Origin of the sequence: methanotrophic endosymbiont of Bathymodiolus puteoserpentis (Logatchev) (assembly GCF_900128525.1) — a bacterium.
Lineage (GTDB): Bacteria > Pseudomonadota > Gammaproteobacteria > Methylococcales > Methylomonadaceae > Methyloprofundus.
On sequence record NZ_FQTQ01000095.1, the window covers coordinates 16,968 to 34,512 of the forward strand.

At 39.7% G+C, this 17,545-nt stretch carries 15 protein-coding genes; 2 read left to right on the plus strand and 13 right to left on the minus strand.

Translation table 11 applies throughout. The features are described from left to right. Positions 1–10 precede the first annotated feature (10 nt). The 11 genes from BQ7314_RS08075 to BQ7314_RS08125 all read right to left on the minus strand — a co-directional run bounded on the left by BQ7314_RS08075 (position 11) and on the right by BQ7314_RS08125 (position 11,232). A complete protein-coding gene (locus BQ7314_RS08075) occupies positions 11–1,348 on the minus strand; it encodes an ATP-binding protein (protein ID WP_174483191.1) in 1,338 nt (445 codons plus the stop codon). 1 nt (position 1,349) lies between these two features. Beyond that, positions 1,350–2,900, minus strand: a complete 1,551-nt coding sequence (ubiB, locus tag BQ7314_RS08080; protein WP_174483192.1) for a ubiquinone biosynthesis regulatory protein kinase UbiB — start codon at positions 2,898–2,900, stop codon at positions 1,350–1,352. Between the two features lie 10 nt (positions 2,901–2,910). Next, positions 2,911–3,534: a ubiquinone biosynthesis accessory factor UbiJ gene (locus BQ7314_RS08085; RefSeq protein WP_174483193.1), complete on the minus strand. Its 624-nt coding sequence runs from the start codon at positions 3,532–3,534 to the stop codon at positions 2,911–2,913. A gap of 83 nt (positions 3,535–3,617) precedes the next feature. Continuing rightward, the gene (ubiE, locus tag BQ7314_RS08090) at positions 3,618–4,367 is read right to left on the minus strand and encodes a bifunctional demethylmenaquinone methyltransferase/2-methoxy-6-polyprenyl-1,4-benzoquinol methylase UbiE (protein ID WP_174483194.1); all 750 of its coding nucleotides are present in this window, start codon (positions 4,365–4,367) and stop codon (positions 3,618–3,620) included. Positions 4,368–4,549: 182 nt separating this feature from the next. Next, positions 4,550–4,939, minus strand: a complete 390-nt coding sequence (locus BQ7314_RS08095) for a gamma-butyrobetaine hydroxylase family protein (RefSeq protein WP_174483195.1) — start codon at positions 4,937–4,939, stop codon at positions 4,550–4,552. A 2-nt stretch (positions 4,940–4,941) separates the two neighbouring features. Continuing rightward, positions 4,942–6,261 (minus strand): ATP-dependent protease ATPase subunit HslU, encoded by a 1,320-nt coding sequence (hslU, locus tag BQ7314_RS08100; RefSeq protein WP_174483196.1) that lies wholly within the window; start codon positions 6,259–6,261, stop codon positions 4,942–4,944. Positions 6,262–6,269: 8 nt separating this feature from the next. Continuing rightward, positions 6,270–6,818: an ATP-dependent protease subunit HslV gene (gene hslV / locus BQ7314_RS08105; protein ID WP_174483197.1), complete on the minus strand. Its 549-nt coding sequence runs from the start codon at positions 6,816–6,818 to the stop codon at positions 6,270–6,272. 297 nt (positions 6,819–7,115) lie between these two features. Continuing rightward, the gene (locus tag BQ7314_RS08110; RefSeq protein WP_174483198.1) at positions 7,116–8,858 is read right to left on the minus strand and encodes a vWA domain-containing protein; all 1,743 of its coding nucleotides are present in this window, start codon (positions 8,856–8,858) and stop codon (positions 7,116–7,118) included. A gap of 198 nt (positions 8,859–9,056) precedes the next feature. Beyond that, entirely contained in the window at positions 9,057–9,851 is a 795-nt protein-coding gene (locus tag BQ7314_RS08115; RefSeq protein WP_174483199.1) for a cytochrome C assembly family protein, read from the minus strand. A 6-nt stretch (positions 9,852–9,857) separates the two neighbouring features. Further along, the gene (dtd, locus tag BQ7314_RS08120) at positions 9,858–10,295 is read right to left on the minus strand and encodes a D-aminoacyl-tRNA deacylase (RefSeq protein ID WP_174483200.1); all 438 of its coding nucleotides are present in this window, start codon (positions 10,293–10,295) and stop codon (positions 9,858–9,860) included. Between the two features lies 1 nt (position 10,296). Beyond that, complete coding sequence (locus BQ7314_RS08125) at positions 10,297–11,232, minus strand: ZIP family metal transporter (protein WP_174483201.1); 936 nt, start codon at positions 11,230–11,232, stop codon at positions 10,297–10,299. Positions 11,233–11,435: 203 nt separating this feature from the next. Between BQ7314_RS08125 and BQ7314_RS08130 the strand changes: the two genes are divergently transcribed. Continuing rightward, the gene (locus BQ7314_RS08130; protein WP_245394949.1) at positions 11,436–12,260 is read left to right on the plus strand and encodes a thermonuclease family protein; all 825 of its coding nucleotides are present in this window, start codon (positions 11,436–11,438) and stop codon (positions 12,258–12,260) included. A 72-nt stretch (positions 12,261–12,332) separates the two neighbouring features. Here BQ7314_RS08130 and BQ7314_RS08135 read toward each other — a convergent pair whose 3' ends face one another. Beyond that, positions 12,333–13,085, minus strand: coding sequence for an Lnb N-terminal periplasmic domain-containing protein (locus BQ7314_RS08135; protein WP_174483202.1), 753 nt, complete (start codon positions 13,083–13,085; stop codon positions 12,333–12,335). A gap of 304 nt (positions 13,086–13,389) precedes the next feature. Continuing rightward, the gene (locus tag BQ7314_RS08140) at positions 13,390–15,132 is read right to left on the minus strand and encodes a methyl-accepting chemotaxis protein (protein WP_174483203.1); all 1,743 of its coding nucleotides are present in this window, start codon (positions 15,130–15,132) and stop codon (positions 13,390–13,392) included. Positions 15,133–15,309: 177 nt separating this feature from the next. On the opposite strand from BQ7314_RS08140, the gene parC reads away from it, so the two are divergent. Beyond that, the gene (parC, locus tag BQ7314_RS08145; RefSeq protein ID WP_174483204.1) at positions 15,310–17,544 is read left to right on the plus strand and encodes a DNA topoisomerase IV subunit A; all 2,235 of its coding nucleotides are present in this window, start codon (positions 15,310–15,312) and stop codon (positions 17,542–17,544) included. Position 17,545 lies beyond the last annotated feature (1 nt).

Consider the following 17,545-nt stretch of genomic DNA (forward strand, 5'->3'; position numbering starts at 1 on the left):
AGGTGATAAGTTAGCTAGGGACGAGAGGTAGAAAAATATCAATACAAGCACCACCTGTAGGTGAGTTACTGACTTCTATTGTACCGCCTATACGATTAATTGTTGAGTAGGTAAGAAATAATCCAACACCTAAACCTTGGTTGTTATTATTAATGGGGGCTTTGCCAATTTTATCCAGTAATTCATCAGGTATGCCAGGGCCGTAGTCGCGTATTTGTAGGCCAATAAAGTTTTCTTGTGTGCAACGATGAATCGCTAAATCAATGCCTTTTTCTTGAGGTGAGGCTTCAGCGGCATTATTTAAGATATTAATTAAAGAATGTGTGAGGGTGAGCTCAGCTATGATGGAGGAGTGCAATGGTGCTTCAGGGTTAATAAGTAAATTTAATTTAACACCAGGCTGTTGGCTACGCCATTGCATGATCACTTCATCCAAATAATCGCTGAGCAAGGTAATATGCCCTGAATCTGCGCGTAATTCACCAGCAGAGGCGGACATAACAGATAAGGCTTGTTTGCAGCGGTTAATTTGATCTTGCATGATGGTCATTTTTTCATGCAATTCAGTTTGCGTTATTGGGCCTGTATCATGTTTTAATTCATGAGCAATAATAGCCATCGTACCTAAAGGTGTGCCCATGTCATGTGCGGCACTTGCTGCCAAAGTACCTAAAGAGATAATTCGGTCATCTTGTAAGGCTTTTTCTCGTGCTTCGGCCAGTGTACGTTCTCCCGCTTTAATCGTGTTAGATAGTTCCAGAGAAAAAAATGCAACTAAACCTGCACTACAGACAAAACCAAACCACATACCAAAGATATGAAAATTAAAAAATTCCTCATCTTCTTGAGTATGCATATTATGCGCCATATCACCCATCTCAGCATGCATTAAATGGGGGGCGACACTTAATAAAGAAGCATGGTAGGGAATCAAAAAAGTGTATATAGTTGTTGTTAATATAACCATATACCAAGTGTAGGCATGGGGTAGCGTGATTGCGGTAAGAATAACTGGTAGCAAGAAAATCCAAGTAAATGGGTTGGTTGCACCGCCGGTTAGATATAAAAGTGCAGCAATAGCAAGAACATCAATAGCTAATTGTGAAAAAATCTCCATTTCGGTCACTGGTACATCGGTTTTTAAGCGAATCCAAGTGTATAAATTAACCGTACCGATAGCGAGAATAGTGAGCCAAAGTGCTTCTTGATGTAATGGAATCTTTAAAATATCAATGGAAATCAGCAGTAGTAGTGATTCACCGCCTATCATTAAATTTCTAAGAATAAACAGCCACTGTAAATTTTCTTTAGCAGAAATCTCTGTTTTAGGAAGGATATTAATTAGCATTTTAGTTGAAAAATATCGCTGCGCTAATCATAGTGGCACTGGCCAATAAAGCATAAAGCGTTCCTTTATGGTTGCTTTGCATTTCCTCACGTAGTCGGTCTAATTGTTGGTGGTGTGCTGTAGCACGTTGACTCGTATGTGCTGCATCATCGAGCACTTGAAATAGTAGCGTTGGAATTTCAGGGAAGTGCTCGGCTAATTCAGGGAATTTTTTGAGTGCTTGTTGTATTTTGGCTTTTGGGCTAACGCGCTCTTTAAACCAAGCTTCTAAAAAAGGTTTGGCAGTTTGCCATAAATCTAAATCAGGGTAAAGCTGACGACCTAGACCTTCAATATTGAGTAAAGTTTTTTGTAATAACACTAATTGTGGTTGCACTTCCATATCAAAGCGGCGCGCGGTTTGGAATAAACGTAATAGTAATAAGCCAAAGGAAATATCCTTCAAAGGTTTGTCAAAAATAGGCTCACAAACGCTACGAATAGCAGATTCAAACTCTTCAACACGAGTGTGTGCTGGAACCCAGCCCGACTGTATATGCATTTCCGCGACACGGCGATAATCACGGTTAAAGAAAGCCAGTAAGTTTTCTGCTAAATAGCGTTGGTCGGAAGAAGATAAGGTGCCAACAATACCAAAATCAACCGCAATATATTTTCCTGGTAGTTCAACAAAAATATTACCAGGGTGCATGTCGGCATGAAAAAAATTATCTCTAAAGACTTGGGTAAAGAATATTTCTACACCGCGTTCAGCCAATAATTTGAAATCAGCACCTGCAACACGTAATTCTTCGATATTACCCACGGGAATGCCATAGATGCGTTCCATAACGAGCACTTTGCGACGAGTGAATTCCCAATGAATGGCAGGAACATAAAGCGCATCAGAATTTTCAAAATTACGCCTTAATTTTGTTGCATTACCTGCTTCTCTAACAAGATCTAGTTCATCAAGTAGCGTTTTTTCAAATTCAGCAACAATTTCTTTGGCATGTAAGCGCTTAGCTTCTGTCCAGAATTTTTCAGCAAAATAAGCCAGCTCGTAAAGTAAACCTATATCTGAATGTATCCATTTTTCCACATCAGGGCGTAAAACTTTAACGATAACTTGCTCACCGCTATGTAAAACTGCCGCATGAACTTGGGCAACAGAGGCAGAAGCTAAAGGGCTGGAAGAAAATTCAGCAAAGGCCGTTGCAATGGACATACCTAATTCTTGCTCGATAACTTCGCGTGCTTGTTGGTCAGAAAAAGGCGGTACTTTATCTTGTAGTTTGACGAGTTCATCGGCAATATCATCGGGCAATATATCTTTGCGCGTAGATAGTGCTTGGCCAAATTTAACATAAATCGGCCCTAGATCTTCTAAAGTACGGCGGATGCGCTCTCCCCGTGTACCAAATTCTTTTTTACGCCAGAAATTAGGGGAGAAAATAGCTAGAAAACGTAGCGGCCTGAATAAATGCGTTTTTAGAATGAGGTCATCGAGCCCATGAGTAATGAGTACCCAGTTTATGTTAAGTAACCTTAGAATTAGTTTGGGGTGCTTCACGTAATCTTCCTTAAGCTTGTTTGGCTTTCAATGTGTCATTTAAACGCGTTACGCGTGCTTCGAGGCGGTCAAAATCTTCTTTTAGCTGGTCAACTTGTTGACTAAAGATGTTGATCTCAGGTGCGGGCGGGAGGTCTTTACTTTCATCTTGTAAAAACTCAGTGATATTAAGCTTTAAGGTATTTGCGCTTTCTTGTTGCCAATCATTGAGGCCGCGAAAAAGATTGCCCACTTTATGTGCAATAATATCGCCAGTGTAATGTGATAGCTGTTCTTCTAAGTCTATATCCAGTTGGGCAAATAATTGTTGAAAGTGGTGACCTAAATTTAGATCACCTTCAATAGTGACTTCACCAGAGAAAAATGAACGGGCAGGTTTAGAGCTTAGCCCCATTAAACCAAAGGCAGGTAATGAACCTTTAAGTGTAGTATCTGCAGTTTCTGCATATTGATCCATAATCTGAATACGCTGAGCTGTAGGGCAGAGGTATATCGTTTCGTTAAATGGGAGCAAAGTAATAGCAATGACTTTCCCCGTTAATGGCTGTAAAAAGAGATCAATATCTTCATCTAAGTGAAGGTATTTATTGAGCGCAGTTTCAAAGGCGTTAATAAGTAAGGGTTTGATTGTCATACGATTAATAAGCAGCAATGAGAGGAGGGGGTGGGTAGGGCTTGTAAGGCGCAATCAGAGGATTGCGCCATTTATTTGCTGACTTAAAATTTATACCCCCTATGTACAGAGACAATACCTTGTGACATATTAAAATACTCACAACGCTCTAGCCCTGCATTTTGCATCATTTCTTTTAGTGCATCTTGTTTAGGGTGCATACGAATCGATTCAGCTAAATAACGGTAGCTGTCTTCGTCTTTAGCAATAATTTTGCCAATTTTGGGCAATAACTTAAACGAATAAAAGTCATAAACTTTTTCTGTCACTTTATCTGTTGGGTGGGAAAATTCTAAAACAATAACGCGACCACCCGGTTTGAGTACGCGGTACATAGAGCGTAAGGCTGCATCTTTATCGGTGACGTTACGTAAGCCAAAAGCAATACAGACGCAGTCAAAAGTATTATCCTCAAAAGGTAGGCATTCAGCGTTAACTTGAGCATAGCTAACATTGCCAACTAAACCGCGGTCAATTAATCGGTCACGTCCAGTGCGTAGCATTTCTGAATTAATATCGGCTAGAACAATTGCGCCATTTTTACCTACGCGCTTTTCAAAAAGTGTCGTTAAATCGCCCGTACCACCTGCTAAATCGAGTACTTTCTCGCCTTCGCGGACATTGCTTAATTGGACGGCAACCCGTTTCCAGATGCGATGAATTCCGAGGGACATTAAGTCATTCATAACGTCATACTGACTTGCTACAGAATCAAAAACTCCGCGCACTAATTTGACCTTGTCTTGTTCGGCGACTTGTTTAAAACCAAAGTGGGTCGTATTTTTAGTTGTCATAGGTTTATCTTAAAATATAAAGGGGTAGGCTTTTTATTTGCCTACAATCTGAAAAAAGAGTCGTAGGATGTGCTGGCGATAGGAAGCGCATCCTACAGACCTTAATAGCTCAAATACCCGTGGATAATGAGAAGTTACGTTTTTATATCACAAATTTAAGGGATGCTGTGCTAACCATTAGTTTAATTTTGTGCGGGTTCTATGCGTGTATGGTTTGCTGCCTTTAGTTCTTCTAAATAGTTAGCCCATATAACATCGTATTCATTACCGAGTTTATAGAGTAATTCCCAGGTATAAATGCCAGTACTATGGCCATCACTAAAATCAGGAGAAATACCATAATTGCCAATAGCTCTAATGGCATTTATAGTCACGTTTTCTTTGCCAATTTGCAAAGTTTCTTGGCCTGGGGCATGCCCCATGGCTTCGGCTGATGGTGTGCAGACACGCAGGTATTCACAGGGTAGCTGAAAGGTTTGACCATTATCAAAACTGACTTCAAGTATACGTGATACTTTATGTAGCTTTATATCTGTGGGGAAAGTGTTAATTGGTTCGGCTTTAATACGCATAATTATAAAATATATCGACTTAAATCTTCATCTTGGACGAATTCAGATAGATTATCATTGACATAAGCTTCAGTGATCATAATATCTTTATCAACTAAATCAGGTGCATCAAAAGAAACAGATTCTAATAACCGCTCCAATATCGTGTGTAAGCGGCGAGCACCAATGTTTTCAGTTTTTTCATTGACCTCCCAAGCAAGTTCAGCAATGCGTTTAATTCCATCTTCACTAAAGCTAAGACTCAAACCTTCTGTTGCCAGTAGAGCTTGGTACTGTTCGGTTAAAGATGCGTCAGGCTCAGTTAAAATACGTATAAAGTCAGCACTACTTAAAGCCTCTAATTCAACACGAATAGGGAAACGACCTTGTAATTCAGGGATTAAATCAGAAGGTTTGGTTAGATGAAAAGCACCTGAAGCAATAAATAAAATATGATCGGTTTTAATCATGCCATATTTAGTGCTGACCGTACTACCTTCAACTAAAGGTAATAAATCTCTTTGCACACCTTCGCGAGATACATCGCCACCACCGCTATCAGAGCGTTTACATACTTTGTCGATTTCATCTAAAAAGACAATACCATGTTGCTCAACTGACTCTACAGCCGTTAATTTGATTTCGTCTTCATTAACAAGTTTAGCAGCATGCTCTTCAGTTAATAGCTTAAGTGCATCTTTTACGGCGAGTTTCTGCGTTTTGGTTTTATCATTATTTAGGTTTTGGAACATGCCTTGTAATTGGCTGGTCATCTCTTCCATGCCGGGTGGTGCCATGATTTCAACACCGATACGTGACGTTTGAATTTCTATTTCAATTTCTTTGTTATCAAAATCACCTTCACGTAATTTTTTGCGCATTTTTTGGCGTGTCGCTGCTTCCGTATCTGATAGCATGCCACCTTCAGCGCGTGGCAATAAAATATCGAGTACGGCTTCTTCAGCATCATCAGCAGCGCGATTTTGTACTTTTTCTGTCGCTGTTTCGCGCGTCATTTTCATCGCTGTTTCAACTAAATCACGGATGATGGATTCTACATCACGACCAACATAGCCAACCTCGGTGAATTTAGTCGCTTCTATTTTAATAAATGGCGCATTAGCTAAGCGGGCTAAGCGGCGTGCAATTTCAGTTTTACCCACACCTGTTGGGCCAATCATAAGGATATTTTTAGGCGTGATTTCATCGCGTATAGCAATATCTACTTGCGAGCGTCTCCAGCGATTACGTAAAGCGATGGCGACTGAGCGCTTAGCACTTGTTTGACCAATAATATGCTTATCTAGTTCGTGGGCAATTTCTTTAGGTGTCATTTGTGTCATGTGTGTTCTTAATCCTTTGGTTCTGCGTCTAGCTCTTCAATACGTAAATTGTGGTTAGTATAAATACAAATATCAGCTGCAATATTAAGTGATCTTTCCACAATTTCGCGTGCGCTTAGGTCGGTGCTTTCTAGTAAAGCACGAGCTGCGGATTGTGCAAAAGGGCCGCCTGAGCCAATGGCGATTAAATTAAATTCTGGCTCAATAACATCACCATTACCGGAAATGATTAAGGAAGATTTACTGTCTGCAATAGAAAGTAGCGCCTCTAGTTTGCGTAAAGAACGCTCAGTACGCCAATCTTTCGCCATTTCAACGGCGGCGCGAGTCAGGTTGCCGTGGTGCTTTTCTAGCTTTCCTTCGAAATGTTCAAAGAGTGTAAATGCATCCGCTGTCGCGCCCGCAAAGCCAGCAATGACTTTATCATGATATAAGCGACGCACTTTGCGCGCATTACCTTTCATTACCGTATTACCCAAAGTAACTTGACCATCACCACCGATAACGACTTTATCGCCGCGCCGTACAGAAAGAATTGTTGTACCTCTAAAATTCACTTGACCTACCTACAAATTAGAAAAATAAATATTTCAATTTTACATGTTTAATAGATGTCTTGATAGCCCTTAATATTAGCTTGAGCAGGCAGTGTACAAAAATGGCTACGGATTCAAGGCAGGGTGCCTGAAAATATGGGTTTAGGAGAGGAGTTATCCGTATAAATTATATAGCTTAAAAAATGAAGCATTAGCACTGACTAAAGTTCTGCGCCTCTTAAGTTATTTTGTACTTAATTTATATAGGGCGCAGGTGAATTTAAGGGGGAGGTATAAAGCTGACTTGTACTATTTTGGTCAATTTGATGAGCACTGACCGTCTTGTTGCGAACCTACCTCTTTAATAATGCCAGTAGAAGCTTCTTCTATGCGTTGGCCTGCCAATTCGCTCTCTATGGCACGAATGATAGACGCATTAAGTTTAGTTATCTGATAGCAAGGGACAGTTGGTATCGCATGGCTATTGCCAACCCCAGAATCATCAGTTAAAAACAAATAACGAGAATGAGTGAGTACCGAAATTGAGCGCATAAGGTATTCGGCGGTATCAGCAACACCACTGGCGGCTAAAGAATAAATATGAACCCCTTTCTCTCGTGCCGTATGGCTTAACGTTAACATAGGTAATAAATTTTCATCATGTGGCGGTGCATCGGCAACCAAAAAAGCCACGCGTGCAGTATTACCAGTGTGCCAAGGGGCAGATATTGCTTGCTCTAACCCTTGCTCCATTGCTTCTGGGTAGTCGCCCCCACCCGATGCGCGCTGTTTCTGTAACAGTTTTTCCATTTCATCAACAGACTGCGTAAAAGCAGAAGAATGAACAATATACTCATCTCCTATATCACGATAGACCACTAAACCATACCTGATTGCTAGCTGGGAATATTTATCGCTAATAACCGTCACAATATTTTTTAATTCCGCCGTTAGGTAGTCTAGCTCGTCTCCCATACTGCCGGTAGTATCTATAATAAACATTAAATCCAGTTGCGCTGGCAATTTACTGGTCAGGGTATTTGCCGTTATAGTCAATTCTCTTTCTATCGTAAGTTGCGCTAAATCAATATCTACTGCAAAAGACTCATTCTCATTTGTTGAGATGTTTAACTTAAGTTGTTTTTCATTGATACCATCAAACAAAGGGAAGAGATAGAAGGTTCCATCACTGCCAGTGTAACTTTTTAATAAGGTTTTTTGTGATGCAATGGTACTAAATTCAATTTGAGCATTTGCTAAACCAACACCATTGCTATCTAAGACTTTAATCTTAACTCGGTCTTCAGTTGCAAAGGTAGGCAGAGGCGTTTGATTTTGGGTAAGCGAGTTATTTTTCTCTAATTGTCTGGTAATATAATTTTTAAAATCAGTGTAATTAAGATTATCGTCAATATCTCCGGCAGTTAATATATTAGCAGCAATTTGTTCATTACCAGGTAACTCAAAAGGGATGCCAAATGACCCATCACTAGCGCCGGATGTGAAAGAAAAAGAGGGGGTTAAGGCGCTGATTGGCGGACTAAAGTCCCCCATAGTGCCCTTATCAGATTCACTTATATGAAAATAAGAAATATCATTGTGCTTTAATAATGTCGTTGCAGTCGTAATAATATTTTCACTATTGTCCGGTTGGCTGCCTGCTTTTACAATCTGAACTTCCCATAGGTAGTTTCCATGAATGAGCCCTGGCGGTACCATAATATCCAGTAGTTGAGTTTTTTCTAATGGATGTACTAACCATGACGTAACAAAAGGAGTTTTCTGGTCTGTTGGTATTACACCAGAAATATGCTTGACATAGTAAACACGGGTTCCATCAGGTAATTTTACACTAAGATAAACATCCGTTAGCAGCACCGTTTTCGCATGATTGACTGCAACATAAACTTTTAATGCCTCACCTTCTTTTATTGTCGCTTGGTTTAGTGTCAAGAGGCTTGTGGTTGCCTGAGCTTGATTAAAGCACAATGCAGAGAGCAGTAAAAGACTAAATAGGTAGCGCATAATCTGCGTATTTCTTAAAACGTTGTTCATACTCATGGTTCATCTCCTTTCGATAGAGTGGGGTTGAGCTTTGCTTTGAGTGCTTAGGCAACTCGCAATATGGGGAGCTTATTTAGTGTGTGTCACCTAACGAGTATAGCAGTCCCAAAATAAACGATGGAATTAGAATATTTTAAAAACAACCGGTTATACTATTTTTATTATAAATTTAAGCGTTATCGTATTAGTGAGAAGCTATTGATTAAGAATAATTTCTAAAACGAATTTACTGCCAAAATAAGCCAATAGTAAGGCAAGAAAACCGTATAAAGTCCAGCGTATAGCTGTTTTTCCGCGCCATCCATAAAGCTTTCTGCCTATTAATAGAGCCGAGAAAGTGAGCCAGGCAAGTATCGATAGTATCGTTTTGTGAACTAGATGCTGAGCAAATAGATCATCAATAAAAATAAAACCACTAATTAGGGAAATGCTTAAAAATAATACGCCAGCACTAATCATTTGGAATAATAAAGATTCCATGGCTTGCAGTGGGGGGAATGAAAGCATTAACCGTCCAGGATTATGGCTTTTTAGTTGTTTGTTTTGTATGGCGAGTAAGAGTGCCTGAAAGGCTGCTATGGTGAGTAAGCAAAAAGCGACAATAGAGCTGAGAATATGCGTATTCATGGCAAGAGAATACTCAGTTTTATTAGGTGTTAGATCGGGAAAAATATAGTCCAAAACTAACATAACAGCCGCGAGGGGGAATAGAGCTATACCTAATTTTTCAACGGGTTTTGAAAAAGAGGCGATCAACAATAAAAAAACAATAATCACGGAAATAATGGAAGCGGTATGAAAGAAACCAAAATCAATCGTTTGTTGCTCCCATGCGTTGAGCAAAATAGTGCTCAAGTGTGTTAGTGCTGCGATTAAAGCAACGATTAAAGCCTTTTTTTGGTGGCGCTTTTCTTTAATATCTTTGATTAACAGGCTGCAGCTTATAAAGTAAAAGAAAATTGCCGTGCCTTCGAGTAAAAATAAGTTCATAGGGAATTAAACTTTTAGAGTAAAAGTAACAGGACCATCATTGATTAGTGCTACCTGCATATTGGCACCGAATTGCCCCGTTTGTATAGGAGAAAAATTATTTTTAGCATAACTAACAAAATAATTAAATAACGCTTCACCTTTTTTGGGGCTGGCAGCAGGCGTAAAGCTAGGGCGATTACCTGAGTTGGTGTCGGCTGCTAAAGTGAATTGGGGAACAAGTAGTAATCCCCCTTGAATGGCGGGTAAATTTAAGTTCATGCGGTCATCTGCATCTGGAAAAATACGGTAGTTCACAATGCGTTCAAATAAACGTTGTGCGGATTTTTCGCTATCTTGTTTTTCGACAGCAATTAAGGCCATAATGCCGCGCTCTATTGCGCCTATTTGTATGCCATCAACTGAGACACTGGCCTGTGTAACGCGCTGGATAAGAGCGATCATATTAAGCAAGCAAATTATCTAAGGCCATCATAATGATAAAACCAATCATTAAGGCAAAAGTAGCGTAGCGTGAACGACCATTAGCATGCGTTTCAGGGATGATTTCTTCAGAAATAACGAATAGCATCGCGCCAGCTGCAAAACCCATGGCAAAAGGCATGATTGAAGTGAAAGTGGCAACCATCGTAATACCTAAGATACCACCTATAGGCTCCACTAATCCTGTTAATGTAGCAATGCCGACAGCTTTCCACTTGTTATAACCTAGCGCCACCAAAGGCAAAGCGACTGCTAGTCCTTCAGGGATGTTTTGTAAGGCAATAGCGATAGCTAAGACGGTACCATTATGCATATCTCCAGTACCAAAGCTAACCCCGACTGACATACCTTCTGGAAAGTTATGGATAGTAATAGCAACAATAAATAGCCAGATTTTTTGTAATGAAGCGGTTTGGATATTGGAAGCATCATCAAAATGCAGGTGCGGCAGTTTTTTATCTGCTAAATGTAAAAATAAAGCGCCGACTAACATGCCTAAGGCAACCGCCCATAACCCTTTACCTGGCCATAATGCATTACCTGCTTCTATGCCGGGAACTAATAATGAAAAGGCTGTAGCAGCAAGCATAACGCCCGCCGCGGCCCCCAGTAAGGTATTAAAAACATTATTGGAAACCTCTTTAAAGAAGGCCGCGGGTAATGCGCCAAGTCCGGTTGCTAAGCTAGCTAAGACGCAGGCAAGAAAACCGATCATCGCTATTTTGCCAAAGAATAGATATAAGGCCCCAAAGACAATAACTTGAGTTAATAAAAATAGCCCCAGTATAGCGAGCCAAAACTGAAGTTTAGGTAGTGCTTTTAATTTTTGATATTGTGCACTTGATGTGAGTTTAACTTGGCATTTGTCGATAAAATTGGCTGAAGTTAGGCTGCTCATTATCTCTCTCTTAGTATCTGATGGGTAATCAGTTTATTGTATAGGTAATTTATTTATCATCAACAATGATTTTTTTAAATCTTATTTATTTGCTAGTGTATTGGGCTGAGTACAACGCTGTAACTGCCAAATTTTCTCAAGAGTGTGTTCTTTAACTGGTATTAGTTTCTGTTAAAAAAATTTAGCAAGGATTTTATATTTAAATGATAAAAAAATATTACTGGATGATTATTTTTCTGCTGCTGCTGGTAGCGCAACTAAGTTATGCAGCCGTTTACCAATGGACTGATGCGCAAGGGCGTAAGCATTATTCAGATAAACCGCAGAGACAAGCGACAGAATTCCAGCTAGCAAAAAGTTATCGTTATTATGTGGTAAAGAAAGTTTATGACGGTGATACAGTGCAATTAACAGATGGCAGGAAAATTCGTTTATTAAGTATTAACACCCCTGAAATAGAACACCAAAATCAAATAGAGCAAGCAGGGGGAGAATTGGCAAAAAAATGGCTGACGAAAGCGCTGATAGGTAAAAAAGTTCATTTGGAATTTGATCAGGAAAAACGTGATAAGTACCATCGCTATCTAGCACATATTTTTACTGAGCAAGATATGCATATTAATTATGAATTAGTTCGTTTAGGGTTTGCTAGTGTTAATATTTTTCCGCCTAGCCTTAAATATGTTCCGGAATTAGTGACCGCGGAGCGGGAAGCAGAGGCTAATAAACTAGGTATCTGGGGTTATTCTGAGTACAAGGTTAAATCTGCTCACGAGGTGACTAAAAAGAATAAAAAAGGCTGGCAACGTATTGCTGGCACTGTATCTGCGATAAAAGTCACAGCAAAAAGTGTATATTTGAAATTGACAGATACTTTTGCAGTACGCATTAAAAAAGAACATTTACGCTATTTTGAGGATGTGCAGAGCTTAAAAGGGCGAAAAATTGAAGTGAGGGGTTGGGTTAATCGCTATAAAAAGGGCTATATAATGTTGCTTAAGCACCCGAGCGCCCTGAGGGAGTTATAGGTCTGTGGGAGCTGTTTTTTGTTGCAGCGTGTATAAATCACAGTAAAAAAACTCCCATAACTTATGGTTTTATTAGTATTGATAAGGCCTGATTTGTTGCGAGTAATTGGCATTATAAATATTAGGCTGGATATATTGATTAATATAAGCGCGCTGCTTGGCTTCTGCAAAAGGTAAGCTGCTTTTTATTTTACCGTTTTGGTAAAACATTTCGTCAGAAAAACCATTGGCATAAAGTCGATAGTCAAAAGGGTGGTGTTTACCCCCAACTTTTCGGAAATCAGTCATTAAACTAGTAAAGCAGTTTTGTGTAATCGTATTATAAAATTTTGGAGTCGTACGCAATGTATTGACGCGATCAATAACAACATTAAATAAGCGGCGAATTTCTTGTTTAGAGGCATTCGTAGGATAGATGTAAACCTCTTCACCGCGAAAATTAGTTCTTAGCTGTAAGACATCTCTTTCGGTTGCTAGTACATAAATGAGTTCAAATTGATTATATAAGCCAGTAAATCCGCCATACTCCTCATCTTTAGCGTTACGAACTTCGGTCGAAACAGCTAAACGATCACCATTTTTAAAACCAAAACTAAATATGCTATGTGCAATTGCTTGGTTGCCATCCCAGTAAGATAGAATGTAATCAAGCTGATTTAATTGCCCTAAATCATAAATTTTATCAATATACTGAATTTTATAGTCGGTCTCTGATTGATAAATAAAATCACGTATATTATGGATATGTACCTTGTTATTATCTATTGTGGCCCAAGGTAATCGGCTGACACCATCTGCCCAGTTTTTATTCTGTACAGGTGTCATCTGGTTCCAGCGAAGAAAAACTATCGAAAAAAGGATGAATGTAAAGGTTCGATAGACTTTTTTATGTGTGGGGATACTTTGTAGTAATAAAAGTAAAATGGCATAAATGATAGCTAGCGCTAAATTTAGATTATGCTGTGGGAAAATTTTTAGAAAATAAACAGCAGGAATACTCCATAATCCAAATAAAATGGCACAGAGATAGTATAAGAAAGTAAGTGTTTTGGTGAGTATACTTGGCATGCGTTGTGTATGTGAGTGACTGCAACCTTTATAGACTTAAGGTTGCAGTCTAGTTGAGGGGTTAGATTTTAAATTGTCTAACCGTAGTGCGTAGCTGATCTGCCAAGCCCATTAACTGCTGGCTTGACTCTGATGTCGCATGAGCACCTTGAGAGGTTTGATTGGAAATATCGCCAATATTATTAATATTACGTTTAATCTCTTCCGTTACAGCACTTTGTTGCTCAGATGCTGTGGCAATTTGCGTATTCATGCTATTGATCTGATCAATCTTTTCATTAATGCGGTTTAATGCGTCACCTGCTGAGGCTGCCTGCTCAACGCTTGATTTTGCTTGGCGTTGCCCTTGTTCCATAACCTGAGCCGCTGATTTTGCGCGCGTTTGTAAGCGTTCAATGGTTTGGCGGATTTCTTCGGTTGAGTTTTGTGTGCGACTGGCTAGCGTCCTTACTTCATCAGCGACAACAGCAAAGCCACGGCCTTGTTCACCGGCACGAGCGGCTTCAATAGCTGCATTTAAGGCTAATAAATTGGTTTGTTCAGCGATACCTTGAATCACTCCTAAAACTTGACCTATACTTTCACTGTCTGACTCTAAATCATGGATGACTTGAGCGGCACTTTCGACCTCAGAGGCGAGTGAGTTGATTGCTATGACGGCTTGCTTGACAATTGAACTACCTTCAGTGGCTTCATGGTTTGCTAAATCAGCAGTTTCAGAGGCATTTAATGCATTTCTGGAAACATTATTGACGGTTGATGCCATTTGCTCCATAGCACTAGCAACTTGAGTTGTTTCTGTCTGTTGCCGTTGTACGTCATGTTCGGTTTTTTGTGTGATAGTGGATAATTGCTGTGATGAATTAGCTAGCTGTTCACTGATCTCATTAATTTTATAAATTGTTTTGCCTATTTTTTTGACGAAACTATTAAAACTGGCAGCAACCCAAGCAAACTCTGTCTTACCTTTTATATTTAGACGTGCTGTTAAATCACCATCACCACTAGAAATATCTTGTAGTTTTAAGGCTAAGTCCGTGAGTGGAGTGATGATAATGCTATTAATTAACCAATATAAACCGGCGATCAATACAATCAAAGTAACTATAGTAAAGCCAATTTGCTTATACATTGATTGTGCTAATTCTTTGTAAGCTGCTGTTAGTGGAGTGATAATTTCAAAAGCACCGTGTAAATCGCCCGCGTGCTTATTTTCCATTTTATAGCCAAGCAGATCAACGCCATTATTATTAGCCCACAGTTTTTGAGATGTAATAGGGTTGCCGTGGCAGATTTCGCATTGTTTACTTAAAATAACAGGTCGAAAATAATGTACTGTTTCATTCGTTTCATCTACATAGCTGTATTCAGTCGCCTGTGGGTTTTGTTTGAAAAAGTTCAGAACCTCACGTTCTTTCTTATTAGCTTCGTTTTTAGGGTTCCTAGCATTGATATTCGGTGCTTTAAAACTGAAACTGCCTTCTTTGGCTTTAGCTTGGACAATTTCCCATGATGTTGCAACAGGAACCGTTGCTAAGATTTTTGTCAGTCGTTCGTTTGCATTACTAATGCTATTATAATTATTAAGCTGTTGTGTCGTAAACACACCATCATCCCATTTTTTGATCATATTTTTACGCACAGATTCAGCGACGAGTAATAGGTTTTTCGCTTGCTCTGTTTTTTGCGTAATAATTTTTTGTTTGTCGGCTTGATAAATAAAGAACAGGGATGCAGTAGAGATGACGATTAAAAAGATGAGGGTGCTGAGGATCACTTTAGTACCAATGGAGTTCCAATTCATATGTATTTACCTTTATTATCATTATTAGAGCCTATATCGACAGTGTAGAATAAATCTAAAGTACTTTCTATGGTGGAATTTAGTTTTTTTCTCTATTCGCTTTAGCGAAGCATTTTGATAAGTATAAACTATAAGCTAACATAGCCTTTTTCATTCACTTAAATAGTCGCACTCTCTATGGGCATTCAGGATAATTTTGAACAAATCCCTTTAAAGGATTTCACCGAAAAAGCATACTTAGATTATTCTATGTACGTTATTTTAGATCGGGCTTTACCGCATATTGGTGATGGTTTAAAACCGGTGCAAAGGCGTATTATTTATGCCATGTCTGAGTTAGGCTTAAGTGCTTTATCCAAACATAAAAAATCAGCGCGTACTGTAGGAGATGTATTAGGGAAGTATCATCCGCATGGTGATTCTGCGTGTTATGAAGCAATGGTGTTAATGGCACAAAATTTTTCTTATCGTTATCCTTTAGTTGATGGGCAGGGTAATTGGGGTTCACCTGATGACCCTAAGTCGTTTGCTGCGATGCGTTATACCGAATCACGATTAACCGCTTATGCACAAACCTTATTAAGTGAGTTGGGGCAAGGGACAGTTGAGTGGCATAATAATTTTGATGGTACCTTAAAAGAACCGGCCTTATTGCCGGATCGCTTACCTAATATATTACTCAACGGCACAATGGGTATAGCCGTGGGGATGGCGACGGATATTCCACCACATAATTTAAGAGAGGTCGCAAATGCCTGTGTGCACTTATTAGATAATCCTGAAGCTCCGCTAGAAGACTTATTTAATTTTGTCCAGGGGCCTGACTATCCAACCGATGCAGAAATTATTAGTGGTCGAGAAGATATACAAAAAATGTATGTTACGGGGCATGGCTCCATTCGTATGCGCGCTAAATATGAGCTAGAAGAGCAGAATATTATTGTTACTGCTTTACCACATCAAGTCTCAGGCGCGAAACTACTAGAGCAAATCGCTGCGCAAATGCAGGCGAAAAAATTGCCGATGATTGAAGATTTAAGAGATGAATCGGATCATGAGAATCCAACGCGCTTAGTGATTATGCCTAAATCCAAGCGTGCAGATATTGAGGCGATTATGTCGCACTTATTTGCCACGACGGATTTAGAAAAGAATTTTCGCGTGAATATGAATATGATTGGCTTAAATGGCCGACCTAAGGTGAAAGGTTTACGTGAAATTTTAGTGGAGTGGTTGAGTTTTCGCGTGGCAACAGTACGCAGGCGTTTGCAATATCGCTTAGACAAGGTTTTGGCGCGCTTGCATATTTTAGAAGGCTTATTAATCGCTTTTTTGAATATTGATGAAGTGATAGCTATTATCCGCACAGAAGACAAGCCTAAACCTGTTTTAATGGCGCGTTTTAGCATTACAGATACCCAAGCTGAAGCCGTTTTAGAATTAAAATTACGTCACCTCGCTAAGCTAGAAGAAATGGCGATTAAAGGTGAGCAGGCAGAATTAGAGAAAGAGCGTGATCACTTACAAAAACTATTAGGTTCGCAGCGCTTGTTAAATCGGTTAGTTAGAAAAGAAATCTTAGAAGATGCTGATAAATATGGCGATGAGCGTCGCTCTTTAATTGTTGAACGTGACACAGCCAAAGCGCTGAGTACCGCGGCATTGATTAATAACGAGCCAGTGACGGTTGTACTGTCACAAAAAGGTTGGATACGTGCGGCAAAAGGGCATGATGTAGAACCAGAAAGTTTGAACTATCGTTCTGGCGATGGTTATTTATGTTCTGTCTTAGGGCGTACCACTCAACCGGTTTATATTTTGGACTCTACTGGTCGGTTTTATGTCACCAGTACCTATGATCTTCCTTCGGCGCGTAGTCAAGGCGAGCCGCTTACTGGACGCTTAAAACCACCAGCAGGTTCATTGTTTAGGTATTTATTAACAGGATGTGAAGATGATTGGTTGTTAGTGGCGAGTGATGCGGCGTATGGCTTTAGAGTGCAGTTGAAAGATTGTATTTCTAAGAATAAAGCGGGTAAAGCCATCGTTACTCTACCTAAAGGTGCGCAATTACTTGAGCCGGTAAAAATTCATAATAATACAGATTTAATCGCAGTGGCTACCTTACAAGGACGCTTGTTAGTTTTCCCTACGGCGGCATTACCGGCTTTAGCAAAAGGTAAAGGTAATAAACTGGTACAAATTTTACCGGCTGATTTACTAGCAGGTGCAGATAAAGTCGTAGGACTTGCGGTTATTACTGAAGGCGCTGCTTTAAAAGTGATTTCGGGCAAGCGCAGTTTAACGCTGAAAGCCTCTGATTTAGTGGTTTACCAAAGTGTTAGAGCTAAACGTGGACAAAGGTTACCACGTGGTTTTCAACGTGTCGAAGCTTTGCAGAGTGTAGAGTAAG